General features: G+C 65.6%; 11 protein-coding genes. 9 read left to right on the forward strand and 2 right to left on the reverse strand.

Annotation, left to right across the window (positions count from 1 at the left end):
* Window position 1 precedes the first annotated feature (1 nt).
* The 3 genes from V6M49_RS13470 (at window position 2) to V6M49_RS13480 (ending at window position 3956) form a co-directional block, all read left to right on the forward strand.
* Window positions 2-1648: an LCP family glycopolymer transferase gene (locus V6M49_RS13470; protein ID WP_332761392.1), complete on the forward strand. Its 1647-nt coding sequence runs from the start codon at window positions 2-4 to the stop codon at window positions 1646-1648.
* A gap of 79 nt (window positions 1649-1727) precedes the next feature.
* Window positions 1728-2978, forward strand: a complete 1251-nt coding sequence (manA, locus tag V6M49_RS13475) for a mannose-6-phosphate isomerase, class I (protein WP_332761393.1) — start codon at window positions 1728-1730, stop codon at window positions 2976-2978.
* A 3-nt stretch (window positions 2979-2981) separates the two neighbouring features.
* Window positions 2982-3956, forward strand: coding sequence for a lipid II:glycine glycyltransferase FemX (locus V6M49_RS13480; RefSeq protein WP_332761394.1), 975 nt, complete (start codon window positions 2982-2984; stop codon window positions 3954-3956).
* Window positions 3957-4720: 764 nt separating this feature from the next.
* Here the strand turns inward: V6M49_RS13480 and glpX are convergent.
* Entirely contained in the window at window positions 4721-5743 is a 1023-nt protein-coding gene (gene glpX / locus V6M49_RS13485; protein WP_181037131.1) for a class II fructose-bisphosphatase, read from the reverse strand.
* Between the two features lie 219 nt (window positions 5744-5962).
* Between glpX and V6M49_RS13490 the strand changes: the two genes are divergently transcribed.
* From V6M49_RS13490 to V6M49_RS13510, 5 genes are all read left to right on the forward strand, one after another.
* Complete coding sequence (locus V6M49_RS13490; RefSeq protein ID WP_332761395.1) at window positions 5963-6643, forward strand: DUF4245 domain-containing protein; 681 nt, start codon at window positions 5963-5965, stop codon at window positions 6641-6643.
* Window positions 6644-6652: 9 nt separating this feature from the next.
* Window positions 6653-7267 carry a carbonic anhydrase gene (locus tag V6M49_RS13495; RefSeq protein WP_104060993.1) on the forward strand — a complete coding sequence of 205 codons (615 nt, stop codon included), beginning with the start codon at window positions 6653-6655 and terminating at the stop codon, window positions 7265-7267.
* Window positions 7268-7343: 76 nt separating this feature from the next.
* On the forward strand, window positions 7344-8765 hold the full coding sequence (locus tag V6M49_RS13500) for a class II fumarate hydratase (RefSeq protein WP_104060992.1): 1422 nt from the start codon (window positions 7344-7346) through the stop codon (window positions 8763-8765).
* A 117-nt stretch (window positions 8766-8882) separates the two neighbouring features.
* Window positions 8883-9548: a TetR/AcrR family transcriptional regulator gene (locus V6M49_RS13505; protein WP_141139861.1), complete on the forward strand. Its 666-nt coding sequence runs from the start codon at window positions 8883-8885 to the stop codon at window positions 9546-9548.
* Window positions 9545-11248, forward strand: a complete 1704-nt coding sequence (locus V6M49_RS13510) for an MDR family MFS transporter (RefSeq protein ID WP_332761396.1) — start codon at window positions 9545-9547, stop codon at window positions 11246-11248. The genes V6M49_RS13505 and V6M49_RS13510 overlap by 4 nt, the downstream gene beginning before the upstream one ends.
* 36 nt (window positions 11249-11284) lie before the next feature.
* Here the strand turns inward: V6M49_RS13510 and V6M49_RS13515 are convergent, their stop codons facing one another.
* A complete protein-coding gene (locus V6M49_RS13515) occupies window positions 11285-11842 on the reverse strand; it encodes a prepilin peptidase (protein WP_332761397.1) in 558 nt (185 codons plus the stop codon).
* 59 nt (window positions 11843-11901) lie between these two features.
* Between V6M49_RS13515 and V6M49_RS13520 the strand changes: the two genes are divergently transcribed.
* Entirely contained in the window at window positions 11902-12696 is a 795-nt protein-coding gene (locus V6M49_RS13520) for a hypothetical protein (RefSeq protein WP_141139858.1), read from the forward strand.
* Window positions 12697-12827 lie beyond the last annotated feature (131 nt).

A 12827-nucleotide genomic window follows, 5' to 3' on the forward strand; every position in this document is an offset into this window, starting at 1 on the left:
CATGTCCAGAAGCGAACCGCAGCAGCCAGCCACCGGCAAGGTCATGACTGATCCCGTCCGGTATCCGACCAGCGCCTCAGCCCCCGTCCGGACCAAACGGGGCTTTGCCCTGGTCCTGATGACCCTTCTGGTGCCCGGCAGCGCCCAGATTGTGGCCGGCGACCGCAAGCTCGGCCGGACTGCCCTGCGCGTCACCCTGACCGCCTGGGCTTTGCTGGCCTTCACCCTGCTGGTGCTGGCCGTGAACCGGTCGCTCCTGATCAACATCCTCACCAATCAGTTTGCCTCGCTGGTGATCATCCTCGTCCTGGTGGCCCTGGCGCTCGGATGGGCGTTCCTGTTCATCAACACCCTCCGGCTGATCCGCCCGGTCCTCCTCGCACCGGCGGCGCGTCCCGCCGTCGGCATTGCCCTGGTCCTTGCCCTGGTTCTGAGCAGCGGCACGCTTGGGTATGCCGCGTACCTGCTGAACGTGGGCCGCAACGCCATTGGCAATATCTTCGCGGGGGGACCAACGATCGATCCCGTGGACGGCCGCTACAACTTCCTGATGATGGGTGGTGACGCCGGCGATGACCGCACTGGCCGTCGCCCGGACAGCCTCTCCGTGCTCAGCGTCGACGCCAAGAGCGGCCAGACCGCCATCATCTCGGTACCCCGCAACCTCCAGAACGCCCAGTTCAGCGAGGACTCCCCCATGCGGAAGATCTACCCGGACGGTTACGACTGCGGCGATGTGTGCCTGATCAATGCCATCAACACCGAGGTGACGAACGACTACGCCGACCTCTACCCGGGTGTAGACGACCCCGGCGCGCAGGCGACTCTCGAGGCAGTCTCAGGAACGCTGGGCATTACTGTCCAGGCGTACGTCCTGGTGGATATGGCAGGCTTCGCCAAACTCATTGACGCGATGGGCGGCATCAAAATCAAAGCCGGCGGCTGGGTCCCGATGAGCGGTTACTTCGACGAGGTTACGCGCACCCATGGCATGCCGTTGGGCTGGATTCCTGCCGGTGAACAAACACTCGATGGCGAGCACGCCCTTTGGTACGGCCGGTCCCGCGAATACGTCGACGACTATTCCCGGATCCAGCGTCAGCAGTGTGTCCAGCAGGCCATGCTGAAGCAGCTGGACCCTGCCACGCTGCTGTCCAAATTCGAGGACATCGCCAGCGCAGGCACCAAGGTTGTGGAGTCCAACATTTCCTCGTCCCAGCTGGGCAGCTTTGTGGATCTCGCCATGAAGGCCAAGGGGCAGGAGGTCAAGCGGCTCACCATCGGCCCGCCCGACTTCGACGCGTCCTTCTCCACGGTGCCTGACTTTGACATCATCCACGCCAAGGTGGACCAGCTGCTGGCATCAGCTTCGGGCCCACAGGCTGCCGCACCCGTTGACAGCATGGTGCAGGCATCAAGCGTCGGCGGAGGCCTGCAGGCGTCCTCGCCATTGCGGCCGGCTGCCGGCCTGCCAGCCGGGTTGTCCGCGCAGCAAACCCCGCCGCCGTCGTCGGACTTCACCCCTGTGACTACAACGCCCGACGGCGAACCGATCACCGAGGAACTGCTGAACCAGCTCAAGCGCGAGGGTGACGAGGAAGCTATCCGCCAACTCGTGGCCACCAACGGACAGTGCGCGCCGCAGTAGGCTCCCGCTGCCGTCCTGACTGCATAGAACCCTGACTGCGTAGAACCCCCGAACCGAAAACCAAGAACGGACACTGGCTGTGTACGAAATTGAGAACGTCCTCCGCGACTACGCTTGGGGATCCACCACCGCCATCGCCGGGCTGCTGGGACGGCCCGAGTCCGGCGGGCCGGAAGCCGAACTCTGGATCGGCGCCCACCCCGGCGCCCCCTCGATGGCCCGCCGGGTGGACGGCTCCGTGGCACCGCTGGATGCCTTGATTGCCGAAGATCCGGAACACTTCCTGGGCAGCGAATCTGTGGCCGAGTTTGGCCCGCGGCTCCCGTTCCTCACCAAGATCCTTGCCGCCGCGCTGCCGTTGTCCCTCCAGGTCCATCCCAGCATCGAACAGGCCAAAGCGGGATTCGCCCGGGAGAATGCTGAAGGCATTGCGCCCGATGCCGCGCACCGCAACTACCGCGATGACAACCACAAGCCCGAAATGATCTTTGCGCTGACGCCGTTCGAAGCGTTGTGCGGGTTCCGGGCGCCGGCTGCAACCCGGAAGATTCTGCTCCACCTTGCCGCCTGCTTCGACCTGGTGGAATCCGGGGTCCCGCCCCTGCTCGTGCAGCTGCTTGAGGTCCTGGAGAACCCGGACGAGGGCGCCGGCCTCAGGAGCGCCTTCGAGCGCCTGATCACGGGTGGCGAAGACGTCTCCCACACCACAGCCATGGTGGCCGCGGCTCTGATCTCCGGCGCTCCGCTGGCACCGTACCAAGCGGAACTGTCCACGGTCATCAGCCTCAACGAGAAGTACCCGGGTGATCCCGGCGTGCTGATTTCGCTGCTGCTGAACAGGATTTCGCTTGCCCCCGGCGAGGCCGTCTACCTCCCCGCGGGCAACGTGCACGCATACCTGCACGGCTTGGGTGTTGAAGTCATGGCGTCCTCGGACAACGTGCTCCGCGGCGGGCTGACGCCGAAGTACATCGATGTGCCCGAGTTGCTGCGGACCATCGAATTCCAGCCGGTGGCCGTGCCCATGCTCACGCCGGAATTCTCCGGCCTTGGCCAGGAGCTCTACCAGCCGCCCTTCCGGGAGTTCCAGCTTCAGCGGATCGAACTGGCACCCGGCGCGGAGCCGGTGCCGCTGGCCCAGGCGGGTGCCGTCGTCGTTATTGTTGTTGCCGGATCGGTGTATCTCGATTCGCCCAAGGGCGACCTGCAGCTGGCCCGCGGGGGCAGCGCTTTCCTTCCCGCCGCGGAAGCACCGGTCAATGTCCACCCGGTGGCCGGTGCCGAGTCCCCTGCCGTTGCCTTCGCCGTGACCACATCCCTGAAGGCCTGAGCCGTGGAATTCTTCCTGCAGACGCCTGCCTGGGCAGATGTCCAGTCGTCGCTGGGCCGCACAGTCCATCAGCAGTCCGGCCCGGGCTGGAGCTTCCTGGCCGTCGAGGAGAAAAACCCGGCCGGAAAGGTCCTCTACGCCCCCTATGGGCCGGTGGCATCCTCCGCGGAGGCGTTCGACGGCGCCCTGGCCGCCCTGGTGGCAACGGCCAGATCGTGCGGCGCCGTGTTTGTCCGGATTGAGCCGGTGTCCGCCGGGCTTGAGATGCCGGCTGCCGCAGAGCTCAGCCGGCGCGGCCTGCAGCCGGCACCCGTGAACCAGCAGCCTGAACTCAGCTGGATCGTGGACCTCGAGGGCGACTTCAAGGACGTCCTGGCCGCGATGAAACCCGTGAACCGGAACCTCTACCGGAACATCCACAAGAAGGGCGTCACCTTCCGGGCGTCACAGGACCCGGATGACATCAGGATCCTGCTTAACTTCCTGCACATGACATCCCGGCGGAACGGATTCAAGCCGCAGAGCGACGCGTACCTGACGCAGGTGGCGGCCTCCCTCATGCCGGCAGGCGCTGCGACGCTGTTCATCGCCGAACTGCACGGCGGTCCCATCGCAGCGGCCTTGGCCTACGATTCCGCGGATACCCGGACCTACGCCCACGCAGCCTTGGATGACACTCACCGCAAGCTCAGCGCGGGCATCCCGCTCCTGGTGACCCTGATGGCGGACGCCAAGGACCGCGGCCTGAAACACGTGGACCTGTGGGGTGTCGCGCCCGCGGACCAGCCCGACCACAAATGGGCAGGTTTCACCGCGTTCAAGAAGTCCTTCGGCGGCCGCGAGGTGGAGTACCCGGGCACCTGGGACCTCCCCGTTCAAAAGCTCCGGTACAACGCGTACCAGCTGGCCCGCAAGCTGCGCGACAAGCTTCGCGCCCTCCGCTCCCGCTCCGCGCGCCCGGCGCGAACGGACACTTAAGCCCCCCACCCCGCTCTGTCCAGGGCCGCAAGTGTCCTTTCGCGCATTCGACCGGACAAAGCCTGTGGATAACGGCTTTGCCACCGCCAGAGGTGTGCACACTGAAGCATGGGCCTCGCACCGCTCCCTGAGGAGCTACTCACCGGATCGTTTACGTCGGCCGCCGCGGCGGCTTTCGGGGTGTCGCGCAAGCGGCAGCGGCAGCCCGACGTCGTTATTCCCTCCAGGGGGTATACGCATCCCTCTGGAGAGCGGCGCCGGTGCCGCGGCCAACCTCCGGGCGTACACTGCGCTGGACGAAACGTCGGTGCTCACGCATCACTCGGGCGGCAGAATATGGGAGTTAGGGCTGCCGCCGTGGCTACAGGAAGACAGGCGGATCCACGTGGCTCGGGAGCGGGAAGGCAGCAGACCCCGGCGCCAGAACGTCGTAGGCCACCGGATGACGTTCAAACCGGGCGAAGTGGTGATGCACGACGGCGTCCGCGTCACTCGGATGCCCGGCAGGTGCGGCTCGACAACAAACGCCGGGCCGTCACTGAACGGCTCTGCTGGACGCAAGTCAGGGTTTTCAAGGAGGACCTTGAGGGAGACAAACCCTTCGTCATCGAGCTGGTGAAGGCCGCCGTGCAATCCCGCCATCCGGCCGGGGACGTCCAGAATGGCTACCGGGGCAAGGCACATGCGCGAACGGACACTTGAGGCCCACAGTTCCTGGGCCTCAAGTGTCCGTTCGCGCAGGAGTACGCGGGGTGAAGAACCTGCTAGTTCTTGCGGGCGTAGCCTTCCCACTTGCTGGCCTGGTGCTCGCCGTCGACAAAGCGGATGGTGCCGGACTTGGAACGCATCACGATGGACTGCGTGAGGACCTTGTCCTTGGAGTAGCGGACGCCCTTGAGGAGGTCGCCGTCGGTGATGCCCGTGGCCGCGAAGTAGCAGTTGTCGCTGGACACGAGGTCATTGGTGGACAGCACGCGGTCCAGGTCGTGGCCGGCGTCGATCGCCTTCTGCTTCTCGTCGTCGCTGGTGGGCCACAGCCGGCCCTGGATAACGCCGCCGAGCGACTTGATGGCGCAGGCTGCAACGATGCCTTCCGGCGTGCCGCCGATGCCCATGAGGGCGTCGACGCCGGTGCCGGAGCGGGCTGCGGCAATGGCGCCGGCAACGTCGCCGTCCATGATGAACTTGGTGCGCGCACCGGCTTCGCGGATCTCTTCGACCAGGGGGCGGTGGCGGTCGCGGTCAAGGATCATGACGTTGAGCTGGTTGACCTTCACGCCCTTCGCCTTGGCGATCAGGTGCAGGTTCTGCTTGACCGGCAGGCGGAGGTCCACCATGTCGGCGGCTTCCGGGCCGGTGACGAGCTTCTCCATGTAGAACACGGCGGACGGATCGAACATGGAGCCGCGCTCCGCCACGGCGAGGACTGCCAGGGCGTTGTTGATGCCCAGGGCCGTCAGGCGGGTGCCGTCGATCGGGTCCACGGCAACGTCGCACTCAGGACCGGTGCCGTCGCCAACATGTTCGCCGTTGAACAGCATGGGGGCTTCGTCTTTTTCGCCTTCGCCGATGACCACAACGCCGTTGAAGTGGACCGTGTGAAGGAAGGAGCGCATGGCGTCAACGGCCGCGCCGTCGGCTTTGTTCTTGTCGCCGAAGCCAACCCAGTGGCCGCCGGCGATGGCCGCGGCCTCGGTGACGCGGACAAGTTCAAGGGCGAGGTTGCGGTCTGGCTCGTCGATGCCCACAGCCAGGGAGGGGGAAATCGTGGAGTACTGCTGGGTCATAGGCGCTGGTGACACGTGAACCTCTTCTTCGAGTGGCGATCATTGGACCCGCTCGGCCGGGTTCAGCCGGTGCGGTGATTCCTCTGGTACTGATCATAGTCGTGGCAGCGCCTCCGGGGTGTGGCATGACGCAGTCCTGCAACATGGACCTTGAGCCTCCCACACTCCCCCGACTGTGAGTTGCGCGTAAACATGGGCGACTATAGAGGGGTGAGTGAAATGCAGGAAAAAACCAGCCCCGGGCCCGACCCCTCCGACTCCGGAGCTAAAGGCGACAGCGCCGGCACGGCCGACGCAGCCCCTGTCCGCCCAGTAATCCCGGCCGCCGCGGCGAAGCGCGCCAATGCCTCCGTGATCGGCATGATCGTTGCCCTGGTGGTCAGCATCGCCGCCTTCCTGCCCATCATCCTGATGAACCCCCTCCCCAAGAGCGACGGATTCCGCCCGAACATCGACGTCGGCGCGGTGGCCCGGAACGCCACGGATGTGGCGGGATTCACACCCGTAACACCGGACACCGGCAAGTCGTTCAGGTCCAACTACGCCCGATGGGAGTCGGGCAGCGGCAGCGGCGTTCCCACGTGGGAAGTTGGCTACCTGACACCGAACGAGTCCTTCATCGGCCTGGTCCAGACCCGCCAGTCCAACCCCACCTGGCTCGTCCAGCAGACCAAGAGCGCTCCCGTGACGGGAACGCGTGCGGCGGGCGGACAGGACTGGGAGCTGCGTGACACCGGCAAAGGCGAGAAGAGCATGGTGCTGAATTACCGCGGAACCACCGTTGTCCTGACGGGAAGCGCCCAGCTGGACGAATTCGCCGAACTCGCCACCGCCGTCGTGCAGTCCATGGACGCCAACCCGGCCGTCACAGTTTCACCGTCAGCCAGCACCGCCCCGTAAAGTAAGCCCGTGGCTACCTACCTGACCCCCGCCCTTGCCTGGCGCCGCATGCGCGAAGGCAACGAACGCTTTGTTGCCGGCGAATCGTCCCACCCGAACCAGGACGCGTCCCGCCGGTCGTCGCTGGTGGAAAACCAGCACCCGTTTGCCGTGATCTTCGGCTGCTCGGACTCCCGGCTCGCCGCGGAGATTATCTTCGACCTCGGCCTGGGGGACGCCTTCGTGGTGCGCACCGCGGGCCAGGTGATTGACGACGCCGTCCTGGGCTCCCTCGAGTACAGCATCAGTGTGCTGGGGGTGCCGCTGATCGTGGTGCTGGGGCATGACAGCTGCGGCGCCGTCAGTGCCACCAAGTCCGCAGTGGACACAGGCAACATGCCGGTGGGCTTTATGCGGGACCTGGTGGAGCGCATCACGCCTTCTGTCCTGACGTCCATGCGGAACGGCGAGCACGAGATCAACGACATGGTGGTGGAGCACGTCAAGCAGACATCCAAGCGCCTGGTGGACAGCTCCCGTGTGATTTCGGCCGCAATCGAGGACGGCCGCGCCGCGGTGATCGGCCTCTCCTACAGCCTCGCCGAGGGCCACGCCAACGTGGTTTCCGGGATCGGCGAGGTCTAGGCCCAGCCCGAATCATTGCCCGTAGCATGCGGTTCACGGTTTTAGTCCGGGCCCCCGATCGCCCTAAGCTAGCCCCATGACTTCCACTGAAGAATTCCGCATTGAACACGACACGATGGGCGAAGTCCGCGTCCCCGTGAACGCCCTGTACCGTGCACAGACGCAGCGTGCAGTTGAAAACTTCCCCATCTCCGGCAAGACCCTGGAACGCGCGCACATCGAGGCGCTGGCCCGGGTCAAGAAGGCTGCCGCGCAGGCCAACGCAGAACTTGGGGTGCTCGACGGCGAGCTGGCCAAGGCGATCGCTGCGGCTGCCGATGAGGTAGCTGCCGGCAAGTACGACGGCGACTTCCCCATCGACGTCTTCCAGACCGGTTCCGGCACGTCCTCGAACATGAACATGAACGAGGTCCTCGCCGAGCTGGCCACGCGTGCCCTCAAAGCCGCCGGGAGTGACAAAGTTGTCCACCCGAACGACCACGTCAACGCCTCACAGTCCTCCAACGACGTCTTCCCCACCTCGGTCCACGTCGCCGCCACCTCGGCCCTGATCAACGACCTCATCCCGGCGCTCGGCTACCTGGCCGAGTCGCTGGAGCGCAAGGCCGTGGAGTTCAAGGACGTCGTCAAGTCCGGCCGCACCCACCTCATGGACGCCACCCCGGTGACGCTCGGCCAGGAGTTCGGCGGCTACGCAGCCCAGGTCCGCTACGGCATCGAGCGCATCAACGCCGCCCTCCCCCGTGTTGCCGAAGTTCCGCTCGGCGGCACCGCGGTGGGCACCGGAATCAACACCCCTGCCGGCTTCCCGGAACGCGTCATCGAACTGCTCGCCACGGACACCGGCCTGCCGCTGACCGAGGCCCGCGACCACTTCGAGGCCCAGGCCAACCGCGACGGCCTCATCGAAGGCTCAAGCCAGCTGCGCAACATCGCGATCTCCTTCATGAAGATCAACAATGACCTCCGCTGGATGGGCTCCGGCCCCAACACCGGCCTCGGCGAAATCGCCATCCCGGACCTGCAGCCGGGCTCCTCGATCATGCCGGGCAAGGTTAACCCGGTCATCTGCGAGGCGTCCATCATGGTCTGCGCCCAGGTCATCGGCAACGACACCGCCATCGCCTGGTCCGGCACCAACGGCGCCTTCGAGCTCAACGTCGGCATCCCCGTGATGGCCGCCAACCTGCTCGAGTCCATCCGCCTGCTGGCCAACACCAGCCGCGTCATGGCGGACAAGATGATCGACGGCATCACCGCCAACGTGGAGCGCGCCCGCTTCCTGGCCGAGGCCTCCCCCTCGATCGTGACTCCGCTGAACAAGTACATCGGCTACGAGAACGCCGCGAAGATCGCCAAGAAGGCCGTGGCCGAGGGCCTCACCATCCGTGAGACCGTCGTCGCCATGGGCTTCCTGGAGCGCGGCGAAGTCACCGAAGAGCAGTTGGACACCGCGCTGGACGTAATGTCCATGACGCGCCCGCCGCACAAGGCGTAAATAAAGTACGACGGCGGCCGCCCACCTTCATCACGAAGGCGGGCGGCCGCCGTCGTTCTTTAAGCGGGCAGAAGCCCAAGTTTGCACTATCATAAAATGAGTGCAAAACTTTACTTTGTGAATGATAGTGCAGAAATCGAAGGCAGCCTCCGCGAGCGCAAGCGCGCCGCAACGCGGGCCGCGATTACCGGTGTCGCCCGGAAACTGACGGCGGAGCGGGGCCTGAACGGATACACCGTTGAGGAAGTCTGCGAGCTGGCCGACATCTCCCGCCGCACGTTCTTCAACTACTTCCCCACCAAGGAAGACGCCATCCTCGGCCACGTGGACGATGAAATCCCGCAGGACGTCATCGAAGGCTTCATCGCCGGCGGCGCGTCGTCCCCGTCCGGCGAGATCTCCCACACCCTGTTCCAGGACCTGATCGGCCTCTCGCTCAAACTGTCCGAAAACATGGCAGCCTCCGAAGAGGAAACCCGCCAGCTGATCGGCGTCATCAAAAAGGAACCGCAGCTGATGCTCCGCATCATCGGCGCCACCGGGGAACGCGAGGCCGAGTTCGCCCGCGTCCTCGCCGCCCGCGAGGGCGTTGAGCCGGACCATCCCGTGGTCCAGATGGCCGTTGTCCTGCTCGGCAACATCGCGAGAAAGAGCAGCATGGCCTATTTCTCCGAGGGCAACAGGCGCCCCTACCAGGAGCTGCTGCTCGAAAACATCGCAGCGGCCCGCCAACTCTTCTCCCAGCACTTCGACGAACCCGTACCCGCAGAAGGACACTCATGACCACCGCTGCCAGCCCCAAGGCCGCAGCCGGCCCGCTGCTGCTGACCCAGAAACGCATCTGGATCATCTTTTCGGCGCTCATCGCCGGCATGCTGCTCTCCAGCCTCGACCAGACCATCGTCTCCACCGCCATGCCCACGATCGTTGGCAAGCTCGGCGGCGTCGAACACCAGGCGTGGATTACCACGGCCTACCTGCTGGCCACCACCATCGTGATGCCCATCTACGGCAAGTTCGGTGACGTCCTGGGCCGCCGGAACCTGTTCCTTGTAGCCATCGCCCTGTTTACCCTCGCCTCAGTGGGCTGCGCCCTGGCCACCGATTTCTGGGGCTTTGTCATCTTCCGCGCCATCCAGGGCCTGGGCGGCGGCGGCCTGATGATCCTCTCGCAGGCGATCATCGCGGACATCGTCCCGGCGAAGGACCGCGGCAAGTACATGGGTCCCCTGGGCGCCATCTTCGGCCTCTCCGCCGTGGCCGGCCCGCTGCTCGGCGGATTCTTCGTGGACCACATGACGTGGGAATGGGCTTTCTACATCAACATCCCCATCGGCATCGCCGCCTTCGTCACCGCCTGGTTCACGCTGACACTGCCTAACAAGAAGGCCGAAAAGCGGATCGATATCCTGGGCGTGATCCTGCTGTCCGCAGCCACCACCTGCCTGATCTTCTTCACCGACTTCGGCGGCAAGAAGGACGAAGGCTGGGATTCACCCCTGACATGGGCCTTCGGCGCCGGAATGCTCCTCTCCGCCGCGGCTTTCGTGATGGTGGAACGCCGCGCGGAGGATCCCATCATCCCGCTCAGCCTCTTCAAGAACCGGATCTTCGTCAACGCCACGGCCATCGGCTTTACCCTGGGCCTGGGCATGTTCGCCGCCATCGCCTTCGTCCCCACGTTCCTGCAGATGTCCTCCGGGACCTCTGCGGCTGAGTCCGGGCTTCTCATGCTGCCCATGATGGTTGGCCTGATGGGCATGGCTATCTATTCGGGCATCCGGATCTCCAAGACCGGCAAGTACAAGATGTTCCCCATCCTCGGCGCCGCCCTGACGATAGCGGCGATGCTGTGGCTGACCACCCTGACCGCCGAAACGCCCATCTGGGTCATCTGCGTCCAGTTGTTCGTGTTCGGCGCAGGACTGGGTTCGATCATGCAGGTCATCGTCCTGGTGGTGCAGAATTCTGTTCCCGCCGATCAGATCGGCACGGCAACCAGCACCAACAACTACTTCCGCGAAGTCGGCGCGTCCCTGGGCGTTGCAGTGTTCGGCGCGATTTTCACCAACCGGCTCTCGGAGTCACTGACCAGCGCGTTCACCGGCGCCGGAGCGTCCGCGGAACAGGCCTCACAGTCCACCAGCACCCTGGACCCGCAGGCATTGAGCCAGTTGCCGGACCAGCTGCGCGACGCAATCGTGAACGCCTACGCGGACTCCCTCGCCCCGGTCTTCTGGTATCTGGTACCGTTCATCGCCCTCGCGCTGATCCTGGCCATCACCCTGAAGCAGATCCCGCTCTCGGACACCGCCGGCATGGTGGCCCGGGGCGAGGCCATCGGCGCCGAGGAAGCAGAACGCCTGGAAGCAGAGCACCTGGCCCTGTTGGAGGACGGATCGGAGAAGGAGCCCGTTGCCGTCCCGGACGCCGCGGACAGCCTGAAGGACGACGACGGCGAGCTGGTCTCCCAGCGCCGCTGAACGGCGTCGCAAGGGGGCCGCAAGTGTCCTCTCGCGCTAAGCGGGCAGGAGCATGGCGGCAGCGGCGCCGGCGAGCATAAACGGGCCGAACGGGATGGAAGACTTCAAGGTGCCGCGGCGGGCCGCCAGCAGGGCCATGGACCAGAGGCCCCCCAGCAGGAAAGCCGCGAAGGTCCCGGCAAAAACGTGCCCCCAGCCGAGATAGCCAAGGTACATCCCCAGGACGCCGGCCAGCTTCACGTCGCCAAAGCCCATGCCGGGCGGGTAAACCATCCGCAGGACAAAATAGAAGGCCCACAGCACCGCGCCCCCGGCCAGGATGCGAAGCGCCGGGATCCCCAGTAGCTCGGCGGCAGCGTCGGGTGACCCCGCGAGTGCGGCAGGACCGGCGATCACGTGCACCAAGGCCGCCGCGAGCAACAGAACCCCCGCCACACCGTAGGACGGGAAGACAATCCGGTTGGGCAGCAGATGGTGGCGAACGTCAATCACCGTCAGCCGGGCCGCCATAACCAAAAAGTAGGCACATGCGGCCAGCACCAGCCAGAACGCCAGCGGGGTGGCGTCCCACAGTCCATCGAGTCGTCGGATCACCCCTCGGATGCTACTGGATTCGCGCGCCGCACCGCAGAGCCCACGCGTAAACTGTGGATATGTCGACATGGGACACCAGGCGCCGGCCGGATCCGGAGGGCAACGCCGCGGCTGCAGACCTGAGCACCATGTTCCGGAACCTTTGCCGGTCTTCCCCCTGGAAATGGCAGTCACTGCGCTTTGAATACTGGGATGAACCGTTTTCCGACGTCCCCGACCCGTCCGCTCCCCTGGTCCGCGCCTGGCTGCGCCGGCCCGGGGCGCTGCGCCTGGAAACCGCCGACCGGCTTGTCCTCCACAGCACCACCGGCATCAACGATTCCAAGGACGGGTTGTACGTCAGCGCCACCCGGAAGTCCTGGCTGCTGCCGCCCCACCTCGTAGCGCCCGTTTACGACGACGGCGGCCTGGTCAGGCGCCGGCCGGAGGCAGCATACGGCGAACCGGGCTTCGGGAACGGCCGTTTCTCGGCTGCCCTCGATCCCGTGGAACTCGCCGGGAACGCACCGGTCCCCATTGAGTTCCCGGGCACCAACGCCGTGGAGATCGATACCGTGCGCCGCGTGGATCACGATGGCCGGCCGGCGCTGGAGGCAACCGTGACGCCTACGGCGTCCTACCATCCAGCGGATCCCGCCGCTCCGCTCTGCCTGCCCGGCAGCAACCGGGTGCGGATCGACCTGGAAACCGGCGTCTGCGTGGCCAGCCAGTCAATGGAAGCGGCAACCCCGGATTACGGGCACTGGATCCGGATCCTCGCGGTGGACGAATACATGCTGGACGACCTGTTCGTGGCCGAGTCCATGAACCTTACGGACGTCCGCCGCCACATCAGCTGGGACATCCGCGCCTGATCACAGTCCTTCTCCGGCCATCACCGGCGTTTGACAGCTACCGTGGCCTGCCCTTGGGCTAGGCTTCCCTGATGACCGCGCTGACTTCCATCTGGCCCCTCTTCGGCCTTGAGTTGACCACACCCCGGCTG

The organism is Pseudarthrobacter sp. (assembly GCF_036675385.1).
In the GTDB taxonomy this organism is placed as follows: Bacteria; Actinomycetota; Actinomycetes; order Actinomycetales; family Micrococcaceae; genus Arthrobacter.

Excerpts from the sequence above, each read along its gene's own strand:
- V6M49_RS13500 (WP_104060992.1), top strand. The coding sequence starts at position 7,344 with ATGACTTCCACTGAAGAATTCCGCATTGAACACGACACGATGGGCGAA.
- glpX (WP_181037131.1), bottom strand. The coding sequence starts at position 5,743 with ATGACCCAGCAGTACTCCACGATTTCCCCCTCCCTGGCTGTGGGCATC.
- V6M49_RS13520 (WP_141139858.1), top strand. The coding sequence starts at position 11,902 with ATGTCGACATGGGACACCAGGCGCCGGCCGGATCCGGAGGGCAACGCC.
- V6M49_RS13510 (WP_332761396.1), top strand. The coding sequence starts at position 9,545 with ATGACCACCGCTGCCAGCCCCAAGGCCGCAGCCGGCCCGCTGCTGCTG.
- V6M49_RS13490 (WP_332761395.1), top strand. The coding sequence starts at position 5,963 with ATGCAGGAAAAAACCAGCCCCGGGCCCGACCCCTCCGACTCCGGAGCT.
- V6M49_RS13470 (WP_332761392.1), top strand. The coding sequence starts at position 2 with ATGTCCAGAAGCGAACCGCAGCAGCCAGCCACCGGCAAGGTCATGACT.